General features: G+C 58.2%; 12 protein-coding genes. 8 read left to right on the top strand and 4 right to left on the bottom strand.

The window, feature by feature from the left end:
- Nucleotides 1-9: 9 nt before the first annotated feature.
- Complete coding sequence (locus tag BN2664_RS01880) at nucleotides 10-924, top strand: DsbA family protein (RefSeq protein WP_007000529.1); 915 nt, start codon at nucleotides 10-12, stop codon at nucleotides 922-924.
- Between the two features lie 169 nt (nucleotides 925-1,093).
- On the opposite strand, the gene BN2664_RS01875 is transcribed toward BN2664_RS01880, so the two are convergent.
- A complete protein-coding gene (locus BN2664_RS01875) occupies nucleotides 1,094-2,278 on the bottom strand; it encodes a thiolase family protein (protein ID WP_007000528.1) in 1,185 nt (394 codons plus the stop codon).
- Nucleotides 2,279-2,535: 257 nt separating this feature from the next.
- On the opposite strand from BN2664_RS01875, the gene BN2664_RS01870 reads away from it, so the two are divergent.
- A complete protein-coding gene (locus BN2664_RS01870; protein ID WP_007000527.1) occupies nucleotides 2,536-3,675 on the top strand; it encodes a branched-chain amino acid aminotransferase in 1,140 nt (379 codons plus the stop codon).
- A 171-nt stretch (nucleotides 3,676-3,846) separates the two neighbouring features.
- Here the strand turns inward: BN2664_RS01870 and BN2664_RS09135 are convergent, their stop codons facing one another.
- The 3 genes from BN2664_RS09135 to BN2664_RS01860 form a co-directional block, all read right to left on the bottom strand.
- Nucleotides 3,847-4,056 carry a hypothetical protein gene (locus BN2664_RS09135; RefSeq protein ID WP_155856436.1) on the bottom strand — a complete coding sequence of 70 codons (210 nt, stop codon included), beginning with the start codon at nucleotides 4,054-4,056 and terminating at the stop codon, nucleotides 3,847-3,849.
- Between the two features lie 187 nt (nucleotides 4,057-4,243).
- Complete coding sequence (locus BN2664_RS01865) at nucleotides 4,244-4,987, bottom strand: YggS family pyridoxal phosphate-dependent enzyme (protein ID WP_007000525.1); 744 nt, start codon at nucleotides 4,985-4,987, stop codon at nucleotides 4,244-4,246.
- 68 nt (nucleotides 4,988-5,055) lie between these two features.
- Nucleotides 5,056-7,737 carry a DEAD/DEAH box helicase gene (locus BN2664_RS01860; protein ID WP_007000524.1) on the bottom strand — a complete coding sequence of 894 codons (2,682 nt, stop codon included), beginning with the start codon at nucleotides 7,735-7,737 and terminating at the stop codon, nucleotides 5,056-5,058.
- Nucleotides 7,738-8,181: 444 nt separating this feature from the next.
- On the opposite strand from BN2664_RS01860, the gene BN2664_RS01855 reads away from it, so the two are divergent.
- Genes BN2664_RS01855 through cas6e form a run of 6 tightly spaced genes read left to right on the top strand, consistent with a single transcriptional unit; the run spans nucleotide 8,182 to nucleotide 16,119 of the window.
- Nucleotides 8,182-11,148: a CRISPR-associated helicase/endonuclease Cas3 gene (locus BN2664_RS01855; protein ID WP_058120599.1), complete on the top strand. Its 2,967-nt coding sequence runs from the start codon at nucleotides 8,182-8,184 to the stop codon at nucleotides 11,146-11,148.
- A gap of 49 nt (nucleotides 11,149-11,197) precedes the next feature.
- A complete protein-coding gene (gene casA / locus BN2664_RS01850) occupies nucleotides 11,198-12,838 on the top strand; it encodes a type I-E CRISPR-associated protein Cse1/CasA (RefSeq protein WP_007000522.1) in 1,641 nt (546 codons plus the stop codon).
- Nucleotides 12,819-13,532, top strand: a complete 714-nt coding sequence (casB, locus tag BN2664_RS01845) for a type I-E CRISPR-associated protein Cse2/CasB (protein ID WP_051014084.1) — start codon at nucleotides 12,819-12,821, stop codon at nucleotides 13,530-13,532. Before casA ends, casB begins: the two co-directional genes overlap by 20 nt.
- Before the next feature lie 18 nt (nucleotides 13,533-13,550).
- A complete protein-coding gene (gene cas7e / locus BN2664_RS01840) occupies nucleotides 13,551-14,693 on the top strand; it encodes a type I-E CRISPR-associated protein Cas7/Cse4/CasC (protein ID WP_007000520.1) in 1,143 nt (380 codons plus the stop codon).
- On the top strand, nucleotides 14,693-15,391 hold the full coding sequence (gene cas5e, locus BN2664_RS01835; protein ID WP_007000519.1) for a type I-E CRISPR-associated protein Cas5/CasD: 699 nt from the start codon (nucleotides 14,693-14,695) through the stop codon (nucleotides 15,389-15,391). Before cas7e ends, cas5e begins: the two co-directional genes overlap by 1 nt.
- The gene (gene cas6e / locus BN2664_RS01830) at nucleotides 15,388-16,119 is read left to right on the top strand and encodes a type I-E CRISPR-associated protein Cas6/Cse3/CasE (protein WP_007000518.1); all 732 of its coding nucleotides are present in this window, start codon (nucleotides 15,388-15,390) and stop codon (nucleotides 16,117-16,119) included. Before cas5e ends, cas6e begins: the two co-directional genes overlap by 4 nt.
- The last annotated feature ends 13 nt before the right edge of the window (nucleotides 16,120-16,132 follow it).

Raw genomic sequence — 16,132 nt, 5'->3', positions numbered from 1 at the left:
GGCAAACCTGTGAAGATTTCAAAATTGGTTGCGACATTGGGAGCTTTCGGTTTGGCGTTGAGCCTGGCCGGATGCTCGGATACCAGCACGGCGGGCGCCAGCAACAGCGGGACGCAAACGAGCCCGAGTGCTACGGCGTCGGCAACCCCTAGCGAGGAACCGACCTCCACCGAACCGGTCCTGATTCCGGTGCAGCGCACCCCGTTGGCGGGGGTGGAGATGCCCACGAATATGGATGAGTACGGCGGGATTTCGCTCGGTCAGAACCTCGTGGCGGGAACGAAGAACGATGGCGCACCGGTCGTGACGATCTACTCCGATCCGTTCTGCCCCTACTGCAACCTGCTCGAGCAGGAGTACGGCAAGCGCCTCGAATCCATGGCGCAAAGCGGCAAGATTACACTGGTCAACCAGCCGAATTTGCGCTTCGCGGAGACGCAATTCTCGCCGCTGTCCCTGCAAGCGGAGGTGTGGTTCGCGGCCAATCACCCGGATAAGTACAAGGAGTTCCATTCGCGCCTTTACGCGGATATTGCGGGCCCGGTAACCACCCGTGACGGTGAGCCGGTTTCGCATGAGGAGCGCGTGGAGCCCGCGATGTCACGGGTTTACGAACTCGCCGGCGCGGTGGGCCTGACGCAAGATGATGTTGCAAAGCTCCGCGCTGATATTGAGGCAAACCCCTACCGGTCCCTGCTCGAGCAGCTCCGCCAGCGCTTCCTCGACGATGGCTTCAAGTACGTACCGACGGTGATGATCGACGATATGCAGCTTGAGGACTACTCGGAGGGCAAGCTCGGCAAGATTCTTGACGAGATCGAGGCCGGTACCTGGCAGGCTTCCCGGGGCGCGGGCGGCGCGAGCCCGAGCGCTCCCGCGAATGGGGGCGCGGCCGATGCCTCGGCGACCCCTACGCAGGGCTAAGGCGCTAATAATCTAGCGACCTGCGGAGCTAGGCGCCCGAGGGGGTTTGACCCTCGGGACGGCTGAGGCGCCGAAAGGCTCGCTGGAGCGAGAAAATGCATAAAAGGTGGCCCGCGCGTCTAATCGCGCGGGCCACCTGAATTTTTCGCTTAGTCCTCGAATTAGGACGTTAGATCGCCCGGAAAATCGCGGCAATTGCTTGGCCGCCACCAATGCACAGGGTAACCAGAGAGTGCTCGATGCCCTTTTCCTGCTGGTTCTTTAGCGCCCGCAAACTAATAATCGCTCCCGAGGCGCCCACCGGGTGGCCGAGCGCAATTGCCCCACCGAGCGGATTGGTGCGTTCCGGGTCCAGGCCGGCATCGCGGATAACCGCCACCGCCTGGGCAGCAAAAGCCTCATTGAGCTCCACCCAGCCAATATCAGCCAAGGTGAGATTCGCCCGCTCGAGCACCTTCGCGATTGCGTAGGTCGGCGCATATCCCATCAGATCCGGCTCGTTGCCGACCGTCGCGAATGCAACAAGTTCTCCGAGGGGTTTTGCCCCGCGCTCGCGAGCGGTTTCCTCGCCCATCAGCACCAGCATGGCAGCGCCGTCGTTAACTCCGGAGGAGTTCCCGGCGGTCACCGTTCCATCAGCCTTGAACACCGGGCGTAGGCGCGCCAACTTTTCGGCCGTGATCCCCGCGCGCGGATGCTCTTCATCCGTAATTGTCTGTTCGCCGCGGCTCGTTTTCTTCGTGAAAGCGACTCGCTCTTTATCAAATTCGCCGCACGCGAGCGCTTCCTGGGTGCGGCGCTGTGACTCGGCGGCAAAAGCATCCTGGTCGGTGCGGCTCACGCCGTACTTTTCAGCTACTGCCTCGGCGGTGAGGCCCATCGCTTTCCCACTGAAAGGATCGCTAATCAAGGACTGCGTGCCGTTTACGAGCTTGCGATCGCCGAGCGAGTAGCGCCCCTGCGCACCGAAATCCATAAAAGGTTGCCGGGTCATATTTTCAGAACCGCCCGCAACTACGATGTTTGCCTGCCCGAGCCGGATTTCAGCCGCACCGGTCCAGATAGCCTGAAGTCCTGAACCACATACGCGATTGACGTTCTGCGCCGTCGTCGTCACGGGCGCGCCAGCGGTGAGCGCGATGGCGCGGGAAACGTAAGCGTCAGGCCCGGTTTGCCCCACACAACCAACCACAAACTCGTCCACGTCCGCGGGGGAGACGTCCGCACGGCGAAGCGCCTCAACGGCGGCGCCGGCGCCCATCTGATAATTCGGAACGTCCGCGTAAAAGCCGCCGAAACTCCCGGTGGGAACCCGGGCTCCGTCGACGATAAATACTCTCGAATCTCCGGCCATTTCACTCCTTCGCAGACCGACGATCCATTGTAAACGCACGGTTAAAGAATCGCGGTGCCGCGGGTCACGTGCGCGGGTCACGGGGGCGGGCAGAATGCAAAGAATCGGCGCGTGGCGATCAATACGTCGATCACCACGTGGTCGCAGATGAGAATCGGGAAGCCACGCGCGTATGATCAGCGCGAAAGTACCGGCAGGGGCGGACTCTTCGTTCCGCCACGAAACTCATCAGTCGGACGAAGAGGAAAGGAATGCTTATGCCAACCACTCCGGAAGAACTTGAACAAATCGCAGACGCCCCGCACGCCGAGGCCGATGATCTGGCGGGAACCTTCGCCCTGCAGGGAAATCCGGCGCCGCGCCCGCAGGCTGAACTTGACGAGATTCTGCAAAAGCCGGGATTTGGCGTGCATTTCGCGGACTATATGGCGCGCGCAACCTGGACTGCCGACGCCGGCTGGCACGACAAGCAGATTGTGCCCTACGGCCCGCTTTCGCTCGACCCGGCAGGCGCCGTACTTCACTACGGCCAAGAAGTTTTCGAGGGCCTAAAGGCGTACGTTCACGACGACGGATCTCTGTGGACATTCCGTCCCGCCTACAACGCGGCTCGGCTGAATTTCTCCAATTACCGCTTGGCGATTCCGGAATTGCCGGTTGACGATTTTCTCGCCTCGATTGTGGACGTGGTGCGCGCCAACGCGCGCTGGGTGCCGGCCAAGGAGGGAGCCTCCCTCTATCTGCGTCCCTATATTTTTGCCTCAGAGGCGTTCCTCGGGGTTCGGGCGGCGGCCAAGTACGAGTACCTCTGCATCGCCAGCCCGGCCGGCCCTTACTTCCCAAACGGATTTACTCCCATCAACGTGTGGGTGGAGCAGGACTTTCATCGCGCCGGCCCAGGCGGCATGGGCGCGGTGAAAACCGGCGGCAACTATGCGGCGTCGCTTTTGCCTAAGGTAACGGCCGCCCGCGAGCACTACGATGAGGTGCTCTTCCTTGACGCCGCGACCAATACGAATCTGGACGAATTCGGCGGCATGAATGTTTTCGTGGTGTACGCCGATGGTCGCGTGCGCACGCCGCGGCTAACCGGAAATATCCTTCCCGGGAACACCCGCTCGTGCATTATGCAGCTTCTGCGCCGCCGCGGGGTTGACGTGGCCGAGGATACTCTAGCGCTCGCCGACGTGATTGCCGGAATTAAATCCGGCGAGGTGAGCGAGATGTTCGCTTGCGGAACCGCGGCTGTGGTGACGGCGGTGGGTTCCCTGACCGGCGCCGACTTCAAGGTCGAGTTGCCCACCCACGAGGTCTCGCAGAGCGTTTACGACGAGCTCACCGGAATCCAGGCCGGTAAGGTCGACGACGAATTCGGCTGGCTCTACCGCATCGGCTAGGAGTCTGGCGAAGCGCGGGAAGCGCGGGCGCGGGCGGGGAAGGCCTTCGCCCGCGCTTTGCGTGGGCGCGTTTTCGCGCTTGCTCGTGGGGCGAAAATGCCTTCACCCGCACGTGGGTTTTGAGGGCTTCGCGCGCCCCGCATTCATGCGTGGCAGGCGCTAACTATTTTACTAATCGTCTCGGTTGGCCTGAATGTCGCGGTTTGCTTGTGTCGTCCAGTGCGGAATGAAGAAGGCCGATGCGAAGGTAATAACCAAGATCACGGACAGAGCCAGCATTGCGATCTGGAAGGTGATCCCGAATTCCGCCCATTCCAGGGCATTTGCTCTCTCCGGGTAATCCATCCGGATCAGTCCTTCCGCGAGAATCTTGGGGATCATAGCAAACACGCAACCGAAAAAGGCGATATCGAGCCCGAGTATGAGTTCTCTTCATCCGAGCCTTGGTTCCACGGGTATTTCCCGTATCTACCGCCCATCTGTCACCACCCCAGCCGCGAGCCGGATCCCTGCGGACGCCCGCTTCTGCCGTTCTGAGTTGTGGAAATCCTGCCGGCTAGAGAAAAATCTACGCCGCCGGGCGCGGGCCGAAAACGGCGGTGCCGACGCGCACGATGGTGGACCCTTCGGCCACGGCGATTTCGAGGTCATGGGTCATGCCCATGGAAAGCTCGGTGCAGGTGGGGATATCCGCGGCAAGGGAATCGCGCAAATCGCGGGTGCAGGCGAACGAGGCGGCGATTTCGGAGACGTCATCCGTGTGGGCGCCAATCGTCATCAGTCCGCCGATTTTGAGGTTCCCCAGCTCGCTCACCTGGTAGGCGAGTTCTTTAGCGCGCCCGGGCTCAAGGCCGAACTGAGAATCGGCGCCGGAAGAATTGACCTGCAGATACACCTCGAACGGCGCGCTGGCCTCTCCGGCCGCGATCCGCTCGCCCTGGAGGCGATCGAGGCGGCGAGCAAGTTTCAGGGAATCCAGCGTCTCGATGCAGTTGGCGAAGGCCAGGGCTTTGCCTGCTTTATTGGACTGCACATGGCCAATCACGTGGGTCCAATGCGGCTGAACATCGCGCAGTTGTGGCTCGATATCCTCCAGTTGCTGGATAATGTTGTGCCCCATGAATCGCGCACCATAATCGAGTGCCGCCCGGATCTTTTCGACCGGCTGATACTTCACCGCCAGTTGTAGGCGCGTTTCGCCCATTGAGCGCCCGGCCTTCGTTTCTGCCTCCCGCAACGCTTCGACCACGCGGGCAATTCGCCCCGGAATTTCGGCCGGGGTAGCGGGTTCGGTACTAAATTCAGTGCGCATGGTTGCCTATCTTAGTAGTCCTCGGCTCTCAGGGCTTTGGTCGCAGCCGCGCCCGTGGTGTCGATCCTCTAGCCAGCGAGCGGCCCTACGTTGACCACTCGCAAGGCGGCTCGGCCCAGTTCGTCCGATTCCGCGAGGTCAATGAGCGCCCAAAATCCCCAGGCGTTATCGCCAACGCCATCGTCGAAAGTTTGCCGGGTGAGCCACCAACCGCCGCCGGCGAACCTTTCAGCTGCGGCCTCGGGTACCCCGGCATCCACCAGGTCAACCACCTCGGGTTTCTCGTTGATCTCCACGAATCTGCTCGAGCGGGCGTCGGTATCCGTCAGAATCGACTCGTAATCGTCGAAGAAGGCGTCGGTGGCATCCATCCACTCGTCGCCGCCCCAGAACTCACCCCCCTCCCACAGGGGTGCGCGGCCGAGGTCATCAAGCGTATCGAGGTCCTCATTCGCCACCGCCTCCACCAGCCGGAAAAGTTCGTTGCGAATCGAGCGGCGGAAGGCGTATTTATTACGCGAAAACGCCACGTTTCCGTCCTCGTCCGCGCCGAAAGCCCGCTCTCGCGAACCACCCTCGGGGTCGGATTCAAGATTCGTGAGCTCCGCGGAGGTAAGCGTGCCATCGCGCAACGCCTCCCACTCATCGAGAAGCGAGGAGTCCACCGAGCGCACCAATTCGCCGAGCCAGGAAATCATTTCCTCCAGCTCATCGGTCCGTGCTTCGAGCGGCACGGTTTGGCGCAAGGCCTTATACGTATCCGTGAGGTAGCGCAACAGGACGCCCTCTGACCGGGCGAGGTCGTATCCGCTCACAAACTCGGAGAACGTCTGCACATTCTCAATCATTTCCCGCACGATTGATTTCGGCGTCAGATCGTAGTCGGCCACCCAAGGATTCGTCTGAGCGTAAGTTGCGAGCGCCGCGCGCAACTCCTCGCCCAGCGGCTGGGGCCAGGTGATCTTGTCGGCCTCATTCATGCGTTCCTCGTAGGGGATGCCGGCCGCCTTCATCCGCCCAATAGCCTCCCCGCGGGCGCGTTTTTCCTGCGCGATGAGCACTTGCCGCGGGTTTTCCTGTACGGCTTCGATCACCGAAATAACATCGAGCGGGTAGCTTTCGGCATCCTTATCCAGCAAATCGAGCGCCGCCAGGGCGAAGGGCGCTAGCGGCGAATTGAGTGCAAAATCCTCCGGCACTTCCCGCGCGAACCCCACCGCGGATTCCCCGGGATGCTCGGCCTGCCACTGCGGGCTGTGGTGAACGAGCACGCCCGCGCGATGCAGCGTGTTATAAATCTGAATCGCCTGACGCAAAAGCGGATTGGACTCGCGCTGCGGTTCGTGATTGTGCGTGAGCAAATGGTGAATCTGTGCCACCGCATCCCCGCGACGCTGCAACATATTGAGAATCAGTGAATGGCTCACCCGCATCTGCGACTCCAGACGTTCGGGCTGGGCGGTCTTGATGTAATCAAAAGTCTTTTCCGACCACAGCACCTGCCCCTCGGGTGGCTTCTTCTTCTGTACCTTCTTGAGTTTCTTTGGGTCGTCCCCGGCCTTCGCCAGCGCCCGCGCGTTCTCAATTTCGTATTCGGGTGCCTGGACGACGACGTCGCCCTTCGTATCAAATCCGGCCCGGCCAGCCCGCCCGGCAATCTGATGGAATTCGCGAGCCTTGAGCTGGCGCGAGCGGCTTCCGTCATATTTCGCTAAACCTGTCATCAAAACAGTGCGGATGGGAACGTTAATTCCCACGCCGAGAGTGTCCGTGCCGGAAATAACCGGCAGATATCCGCCCTGAGCCAGGCGTTCAACCAGGCGGCGATAACGCGGCAAAAGGCCGGCGTGGTGAACTCCTATTCCCTGACGTAGGAGCTTGGAGAGAATTTGCCCGAAGCCCGGGGAGAACTTGAAGTTCCCAATCGCCTCGCGAATCGCCTCCTTCTGTTCCTTGGAAATCAGTGCCATGGACTGGAAACTGGTGGCGGTTTCTACCGCCTCGCGCTGGGAGAAATGGACGATGTAGACCGGCGCACGATGCGTTTCCACGAGTTCTTTGACCAGCTCATTGGTAGCTTCGTAGGAGTATTCAAACTGCAGGGGAACGGGGCGCTCGGCATTCGAAATAAGCTCCACGTGCCGCCCGGTGCGTTTCTCGAGGTCCTCTTCGATCCGAGTGGTATCCCCGAGGGTTGCGGAAAGCAAAACCTGACGGGTCTGGGGGAGTTCAAGGAGGGGAACCTGCCAGGCCCAGCCGCGCTGCGGATCGCCGTAATAGTGGAATTCGTCTTGCACCAGGGCATCGATCTGCGCGTCGCTTCCCTCGCGCAGGGCAATATTGGCCACGATCTCCGCCGTCGCGCACACTACCGGCGCTTCGCGATTGATCGTGGAGTCGCCCGTCATCATGCCCACGTTGTCCGCTCCAAAAGCATCAATGAGCTCGAAAAACTTCTCCGAGACAAGGGCCTTGAGCGGGGCGGTATAGAACGCCGTCTGCCCGTGCGCCAGCGCGTAAAAAATCGCAATGAGGGCGATCATGGATTTCCCCGAGCCGGTAGGCGTGGAAACAATCATGTGGCTTCCCTCCAGGCACGCCAGCAGAGCTTCCTCCTGGTGGGGGTAGAGCGGGCGACCGGTACCCTCCGCCCAGTTCTTGAAGGCTTCATAGACGGCATCGTCCGGAGGGTTGAATCCATATTCATCCTCGAGACGATCCAGCGCGACGTTCAACTGCGGTAATGCCATGTCTCTAGGCTAGCGGCACCCTCCGACATGGTTTTCGTGTCGGAGGGATATTGCATGATGTGAGCGTAGGAAAGATGAGTTAAGGAAAGGCGGAAAATGCGGGCCGTGGTCGAAAACTGCGCTCCGCGAGCAATTTAAGTGGGAAAAGGAATTTAGGCCGTCGGCTCATGGGGTGGCCGTGGTGGTTGGGAGGCTACGAAGGCGACCCGGTAAGCCCCGCTAACGCGGGGAGTACTCATTATTTAAATGGTGAATGGGTTCATCCCAACGCCACGGCCGCAACATAAGTCTAGTTGGAGCCGAGAGGTTTATCCGGAGGTTAGGGGATCGACCGTTGGCAGCGGGCTGGTTCAGACTATAAATGTTGAATATTAGAAATGGTGTGTTAGTATACGAGGGCAGGGCGTAAGACTGGGCTCGGATGAGCTGCTAGCGTCGTCGTCAATGGGAGTTGCAAAGATGCAGGAGAATTCTCGAACGGAAAAATCGAATACCACGTGGTCGCGGCAGGCAATTGCGTTATGGGCCAAGACCAGTAAGGAGTTCCCGGAGGCCGAGTACATGACTCTGCCGGAGCATCTCATGGACTCTGCCTATGTCGCGGGAGGGTTGTGGGATACGTGGGTCTGGCCGAACCTGAAGAATGGTCTTGCCTCCGATCTAGGATTTTCACCCGCGGAAACGCGCGATTTCATCAGATGGTTGGCGGGAACGCACGACGTTGGAAAGGCCACCAAGGCATTCCAGTCGCAATTGGAGAAGCGAGGCCCGGAGTTTGGGAACTATGCGCAACGAGTTCGGGATGCGGGACTGCCGCTGGGCCGCGCGTATACCAAGGACGACTGGTATCCGCATTCGGCCGCCAGTCAGGTGATAATTACCCGTTATCTCGAGAACGCCTTCGGAGATACGCGGGCGAAACGGGCGGTAATTCGCGGCATCGCTGAGGTCTCAGGAGCGCATCATGGTTTACCGGCTTTTTCGCAGAAGATTACTAACGCAAAAAGTGACATCTGCGATCGGCAAGAAAGCGCCTGGGCCGATGTTCAACACGAGTTGGTTTCTACGCTTACGCATCGTCTCAAAGCGGAGAGGATTCTGGACCAGCTTATTTGCGTGGGCAAGCGAATTACTTACCGGGTGCGGATGATTGCCACGGGGATCGTAATTATGGCGGATTGGATCGCGTCCAATGTCGACTATTTCCCACTCGTCTCGAGTCCGACCGCTGATATCGAGGAACGATTTCAGGTGGGGATGTCGCGTGCACATCTAGCGGCTCCGTGGCGCCCGGGTACTTTCGAAGGAGAGGCGTCTTCCAGCTACGCAGCCCGGTTTGGGTGGGCGGACGATCGCGTTCCCTTCGCCGTTCAAGAGCAAGTTTTCGAGGTAGCCAGGCGTATGGAGGGGCCCGGACTTCTCTGTATCGAGGCACCCATGGGGCAGGGAAAGACGGAAGCCGCTCTTATGGCGGCGGAAATACTTGCGCAGAAGAATGGTCAGACTGGGATTATTTTCGCTGCGCCGACAATGGCGACTAGCGACTCGCTTTTCAAGCGCGTACGTGACTGGGCAGAGCTCTCGGGTGGCGGCCAGGTTCTCTCCATGTATCTGGGGCATTCAAAGAATCAACTCAACCGGGAATATGTCCAAACTCCTAAGAATTCCGCCACGCAGTTGTTTGATAATACAGACAGCAAGGGTCGTAGCGTCGGCACGGGTGCTGATGCGCAAAAGCGGTCGACGGCGGTGGTTGATGACTGGATGAGGGGCCGCAAGAAGGGAATGCTGTCCAGCATCGTAGTCTCGACGGTGGATCAGATATTGATGCTTGCTCTCCAGTCGAAGCACGCAATGCTTCGCCATCTCGGATTGGCCGGGAAAGTCGTCGTCGTCGACGAAACTCACGCTTACGATGCGTATATGACGGCCTATATGGCGCGCACCCTCACGTGGTTAGGTTATTACGGAGTTCCGGTCATTCTACTCTCTGCAACGCTTCCCCAGGCTATAAAAGGGGTGCTTCTTGGGGCTTACCAGGAAGGCCTACTCCGGGGCGACCGCGCTGGCGACGATAACTCGGTGCCGCCTTCGGGTAGTGCGTATCCGGCGATTACCGTCGCGGATACCGGGGGAGTATCGGTTGTTGATGTGCCTGCGCAGAGCAGAGAAATTGCGTATTCGCTTGAGGTTATTCCGGACGAGTTAGACGATTTACGCCAACAGATGCGTCCCGTGGCAGAGGCCGGGGGATGTTTGCTTGTGCTCTGCAATACCGTTAGCCGCGCGCAGGACGCATATACAGTTGCGAAAGAGTTGGTCGGTGCGGATGCGCGGCTACTCCATGCGCGCTTCATTTCTTCTGACCGCGTTGTTGCGGAAGAAGAGTTATCACGCGAACTGGGGCCCGATGCGCACGCTGGGGACGGGCGGCCGCGGCGGCGCATCGTTGTCGCAACCCAAGTCGTTGAACAGTCGCTCGACGTCGACTTCGATGGGATTATTTCTGATATCGCCCCTATTGACCTCCTGCTTCAGCGGCTCGGGCGGGTATTTCGACACCGTCGGGATGCGGAGGAACGCCCAGCGTGGGGAAAGGTTCCGACGCTTACAATCCGCGGGCTTAATGCAGAATTCGACGAATTGCATCTGCCTGTTTTTGAAGAGAGCCAGGAACTCATTTACGAACGCGCCGTGCTACTAGGAACGTGCGCGCAACTCCTTCCTTATTTAGCTGAGCGACGGTCACTGGTAATTCCTACGGAAATTCCGAGTCTGGTCCATGCGGTTTATGACGACCAGAGTGGGATTCCCACTAATTGGGTAGGCGACTTTGCGCAGGCTTGCGAGGAAATGGAGAACAGGCGAGCCGCGGCGCGGAAGAAGGCCTGTAGATTCCAATTCTCTGTGCCATTTAGGGATGGGAACTTCACGGCGTTGTGGGATCAGCAGGATCGTGACGTTGAGAAGAATGCGGTGAGCGAGGCGCAGGGCCTAGCCCAGGTCCGCGACGTCGACCCCACGCTAGAAGTTATCGTCACGCAACGGGTTCCTGGAGGGTATCGGCCATTGCCTTGGGTTGGTGATGGTTACGAGGATGAGGTGCTCAGCGAAGGGATGGAGGTTTCCTGGAACGTGGCCCGGGATCTGGCAACGTCCACAGTTCGTCTACCTTATGCGTTTTCCAACCCGAAGAGGGGACTATTTGAGGACGCGTTGAACGAATTGGAGCGATCGACAGATGAGGGGTGGGCCCGCACACCCATACTCAGCGATCAGCTCCAGTTACTTCTCGATGAAAACTTCCGCGCCACGATTGCGGGCCGTGTGGTTCGGTATGACCGTGAACTCGGACTAATCGACGAATCCGCCGAGCAATGGAGGGCTTCGAAAAAAACCGTGTCGGAGTAGGGAGGTAGAAAAGAATTGTCCAAGACAACAGATAAGAAAGGAGGAGGAAATGACCGATCGTAAAACCTTTAATCTGGTCGATGAGCCGTGGGTAGTTTGCGAACTCGCGGGGGGAGAAACCGAAGCACTTTCGTTGCGTGAACTCTTTGAGCGTGCAGACGAAATCGCTCGAATATCGGGCGATAGTCCCAATCAAGATTACGCCGTGCTTCGCGTCCTACTCGTGATCGTCTGGCGAGCGTTCGCCAGCGATTCAGCCATTGAGGATCCACGAGGCAGTTTTGAAGATTGGTGGGTCTCTCAGTTCGAGAACTCGGGCTGGTTGAGATCAAATTTGATTGGTGATTACCTCGATAAATGGCATCACCGCTTTGATTTGCTCTCGCCGTCGGAGCCGTTTATGCAGGTGTCTGATCTGCATACCGCCAGCGGGAAAACGAGCGAACTGATGGCGCTCGTGCCCGAGGCGAATTCCGATCACTTCACAATGCGCGCGGGTAGCCAGCGTGAATCGCTCACCCTTGCCGAAGCCGCGAGGTGGCTTGTTAACCTTCAGTCCTGGGACTTTTCCGGAATTAAGTCCGGTGCCGTGGGGGATCCCAGAGTGAAGGGTGGCAAAGGGTATCCGATCGGCACGGGATGGTGCGGCCGAACCGGCGGCACGGTGCTCTCCGGCGAAACCTTGGCGGAGACGCTCATTCTCAACACGAACCCAAGCGTGGTTTTCGAGGATACTCGAGGCGATCTGCCCGTGTGGGAGCGTGAACCGGCAACTGCGGCTCCGCGCGGCATTGAGCAGGCTGATGGGCCATGCGATCTGCTAACTTGGCAAATTCGCAGAGTTCGGCTTTACGAAGATGCGGGAAAGATTACCGGCGTTCTCATCTCGAATGGAGACCGGATTGCCTCGGAGAATCAGCTTGCCGATCCTATGACAGCCTATCGAGAATCTGCTGCGCAAACGAAAAAACAGGGCAAGCCCGTGTCTTATCCGCGACGTCACGCAGAAACTCGAACCCTGTGGCGCTCGGTGGAACCCCTCCTCGCCGTCGCGGGTCCGGGTGAGGGTTCACGCAATAATCCGATGACCGTGGCCTGGTATAACGAGCTTGATAAAAGAGACCTAGAAGGTAGGAGAATCTCGGTCGATCTAGTCGGACTCGTTTACGGCACGCAAGATGCGATTGTGGTCGATTCCATCAGCGAATCCCTTCCTCTGTATCTCGGGGTTTTCCTCAACGGAAACGAGGGGCTCGCTCGAGAAATCGTTATTGCCGCAAACGCAACTGTTGACGCGGCAAGTGCGCTAGGGGTGTTTTCGGGGCAACTCGCTCAAGCGGCTGGCGGCGAATTCGAATTCGACACGGTGGCGACGGATGCGCTCCTCTCAGAGATGACCGAGCGCTACAAGGACTGGCTGATGGCAATGGTGCCTGGTGTCAATCTCTCTCTCATGCGAAATCGTTGGTTTGCTGAAGTTGAACGAGCGGTTTTGGAAGCGGCAGCCCGGCTCGTCGCCGGTGCTGGATATCGAGCAATTATTGGGCGAACTGATACCGATGGTCGGCTACTTTCGGCGGCTCGGGCAGAACAGTCTCTACGGAAGAAGCTAAAGATAGCTCTTCCCGCTGTTGAAGTCGATACGGACGATTCAAGGAAGGGAGTGGAGGATGAAGATGGAGTCGATTGACGGCGTCTCTCGCGCTGACGGAAAGCACGAAGACAATCCGAACGGGGAATCAGGATCGTGGGAAGACCGGCGGTCGTTACTGGCAAGAATCGTGGCAGGAGCGATTCATAGGCTCTATCGCGGATTTGCGGGGGAGAGCTCTCCGCACGCGCGAGCCGCACTTAGTAGGTTGCGGCGTGCGGCGGGGAAGCGCCCTGAAGATGACCTCATGGCCTGGAGTGAGCTCTTTGAGCAGGTTCTACCAGAGTTTCCCGAGCGTCTCCTGGGCCGTGGAAATTCTCCTTCACGATCGGAGTCGGGCGCATTCGCCGCAATAACGCTCTACGCACTCCACCAACAGTCGCAAAATTCTAATATGCACAAAGACCATCGAGCATTCGCCGAGGTCATGGGCGAGTTCGCCCAGAGATCCGAGAGTAAATCGATCAAACCAAGGTTTGATGCTCTGCTGACCGCCAGCACATTTGAAGCAATGCTTTACCACCTTCGAACCTTGATACCGCTACTGGCGAGCCAACAGAAGTTGGGATTCGATACCGCCTTTGATTACGGCCAGCTAGCGAACGATCTAGCACGATTGCAGAGCCCCCAATATCGCTCGGGGATCTTGCTCCGGTGGGGTCGAGAATTTGCGCGCGGATATTTAGTCCAGCGCCGCGATAACAAAGTTGAACAACAAAAAGATTTTAAGTAGAAAGATGAGGAGACTCTAATGAGTACATTCATTGACGTGCATGCGTTGCACACCCTTCCGCCCTCAAACATCAACCGCGACGATACGGGTTCGCCAAAGACGGCGACGTTCGGAGGTGTGCCGCGCCAGAGGGTATCTTCCCAGGCGTGGAAGCACGCGATTCGGATGGATTTTGAATCCTATTTGGATCGCTCGAAGCTTGGAGTTCGTACGAAGCGTGCCGTTGACGTTATTGCACGGCAGGTGGTTGAAAAGAATCCGGAATGGTTGATCGAGGATGCGCGTTCGGCAGTCGCCGAAGTTTTCACCAAAGGTGGCTTCAAACTAACCACTCCAAAACCGAAGAAAGATCAAACGGATGTTGAGGCCAGCCCCGAGACCAGCTACCTCTTCTTTATTTCTCGTCGGCAAATTGAGAATGTTGCGGATTTTGTTCTCCAAAACGAGGAAGGGAAGGTAGCGAAGAAAGACGCTCAAAAGCTACTCGATACTGAACATTCAGTCGATCTAGCTATGTTCGGGCGCATGGTTGCGGATGCCCCTGATTTCAACGTCGACGCGAGTGTACAGGTTGCGCACGCAATCGGGGTGAGCGCCGCTACCCCCGAGTTCGATTACTTCACCGCTGTGGATGATGTGGCAAAGGAATCCGAAGAAACCGGAGCGGGCATGATTGGTACCGTCGAGATGATGGCATCCACTCTCTATCGGTATGCCACGGTGGACCTCGAGCATCTTGCTGAGAATCTCGGGACTAAGGCCGCTGCAGTTGAAGCAACAGTAGCTTTTGTGCGCTCCTTCATTGCATCGATGCCCACTGGTAAGCAGAACACGTTTGCAAACCGTACTCTTCCGGATCTCGTAGTTGTTGCGGTTCGTAAGGATCGCCCCGTTTCTTGGGTAAATGCCTTCGAGGAGCCGGTAACGGCTAGCGGTCATGGGGTGCGCGCGGAGGCTGCCAAGAAGTTAGTGGAGGAGGCGAGCTCACTCGAGGAAATGTACGATTCGCCTGCGTTGGAAACCTTGGTCATCGCGCCGCATTCGCTTGTGGATGAGGCGACTGCCCTGGGTAGCGTTGTTACCCGTAAGGAACTGCTTGAGCAATTGGAAAGCACACTCGCCGAGCAGCTATCAGAGTTCCGGGACATGGGTGAGAACTAATGGTGCAGTCTCTGGTGCTCAAGATGAGTGCGCCCCTTCAATCGTGGGGGAGCGATTCACGGTTCACCAAGCGGTCAACGGATCAGATCCCCACGAAGTCGGGAGTAATCGGGCTACTTGCCGCTTCCGAAGGACGCTATAGAACCGACCCGATCGCCGATCTGGCAGGTCTTCAGTTCGGAGTGCGAATTGATCAACAAGGCACGTTGGAACGCGACTTCCAAACGGAAATTGATTGGCGCAAAGGTCCGCCCGGAAGCCTTTCTACCCGATTGTATTTGGCTGACGCGATTTTCTTGGCGGCCATTTCCGGTCCGCAGTCGATTCTTGAGGACTTGGAAAAATCCTTGCGTTCCCCGAAATTCCCGCTCTACCTTGGTCGCCGGTCGTGCCCCGCGAACCCGGATTTAGTTCTTGGAATGCGTGATGGAGATGTTGAGGAGGCCTTACGTGCAGAGCCGTGGCATGCCGCTAAATGGTGTAGGAAAAAAAGAGGAAAAACGGTGAGGCTCCCCATCATTCGCGATGCGAAAGGCGGCGAGGCCGGCGATTCCATTCGCGATATTCCAGTGAGTTTCTCGCCAGAGTCTCGTCAATACGCCTGGCGTCGTGTTGTGAACGCAGTGCCGGTGGTGCTCGAGAATTCTGATGGGAGTGAACGGATCGACCCGTTTTTCGAGGCGGTGACTAGCGTATGACGTACTTTTCATCGATGCTTTTGAATCCAGCTTTGCGGACTGGCCGAAAGCTACTTGGGAATCCCCAGGCGATGCATGCCGCGGTAATGGCTTCGTTTCCTCCTGATGCCTTCGGGGAGAACGATGGGCGCCCATTGTGGCGGATGGATCACGATGGAGAAACTCATCGGCTCTATATCGTGAGTTCGATGGAGCCTGATCTGCGGCACATCCAGGAGCAAGCGGGCTGGCTAAATTCCAGTGAGCCATGGAAGACGGTCTCTTATGACAGGTTCCTCGATAATCTCATGGTGGGGCAAGAGTGGACTTTCAGATTAACCGCAAATCCCGTCAAGAGAATCGCTCCTGGCAAGGATTCCGGTCGGAAACGAGGGAAAGTCTTACCCCATGTGACGGTCGAGCAACAGATCGCCTGGCTTGAGGGTCGAGCTTCCAATGCTGGCTTTGAGGTTCTAGACGGAGCAAACTCTGCAGGAGTCCCGTTCCGACAAATTGCCGTAACGCGGAGGGAAGATTCCCGGTTCAATCGTTTTTCCGATCTGTCGAATGCGGATCCTCGCCCCAACCGCGAGCGGCATCGGGATCGAGTGACCATCAGGCGAGTTCAGTTTGAAGGAAACCTGCGAATCATTGACGTTGGTGCGTTTAGGCAGACCCTCACCGAGGGGCTTGGGCGTGCTAAGGCCTACGGGTGCGGCCTGATGACCTTGCGGCCAGTTAACGGGTGAAACATCCCAATCA

Source organism: Actinobaculum massiliense, assembly GCF_001457435.1.
Lineage (GTDB): Bacteria > Actinomycetota > Actinomycetes > Actinomycetales > Actinomycetaceae > Actinobaculum > Actinobaculum massiliense.
Note: the sequence above shows the minus strand (reverse complement) of the source record. Positions and strands in the feature narration are given on the sequence as shown.

What these genes read in the sequence shown, in the direction of transcription:
- BN2664_RS01875 (WP_007000528.1), bottom strand. Translation starts at nt 2,278, where the DNA reads ATGGCCGGAGATTCGAGAGTATTTATCGTCGACGGAGCCCGGGTTCCC.
- BN2664_RS01870 (WP_007000527.1), top strand. Translation starts at nt 2,536, where the DNA reads ATGCCAACCACTCCGGAAGAACTTGAACAAATCGCAGACGCCCCGCAC.
- BN2664_RS09135 (WP_155856436.1), bottom strand. Translation starts at nt 4,056, where the DNA reads ATGATCCCCAAGATTCTCGCGGAAGGACTGATCCGGATGGATTACCCG.
- BN2664_RS01865 (WP_007000525.1), bottom strand. Translation starts at nt 4,987, where the DNA reads ATGCGCACTGAATTTAGTACCGAACCCGCTACCCCGGCCGAAATTCCG.
- BN2664_RS01860 (WP_007000524.1), bottom strand. Translation starts at nt 7,737, where the DNA reads ATGGCATTACCGCAGTTGAACGTCGCGCTGGATCGTCTCGAGGATGAA.
- BN2664_RS01855 (WP_058120599.1), top strand. Translation starts at nt 8,182, where the DNA reads ATGGGAGTTGCAAAGATGCAGGAGAATTCTCGAACGGAAAAATCGAAT.
- casA (WP_007000522.1), top strand. Translation starts at nt 11,198, where the DNA reads ATGACCGATCGTAAAACCTTTAATCTGGTCGATGAGCCGTGGGTAGTT.
- casB (WP_051014084.1), top strand. Translation starts at nt 12,819, where the DNA reads ATGAAGATGGAGTCGATTGACGGCGTCTCTCGCGCTGACGGAAAGCAC.
- cas7e (WP_007000520.1), top strand. Translation starts at nt 13,551, where the DNA reads ATGAGTACATTCATTGACGTGCATGCGTTGCACACCCTTCCGCCCTCA.
- cas5e (WP_007000519.1), top strand. Translation starts at nt 14,693, where the DNA reads ATGGTGCAGTCTCTGGTGCTCAAGATGAGTGCGCCCCTTCAATCGTGG.
- cas6e (WP_007000518.1), top strand. Translation starts at nt 15,388, where the DNA reads ATGACGTACTTTTCATCGATGCTTTTGAATCCAGCTTTGCGGACTGGC.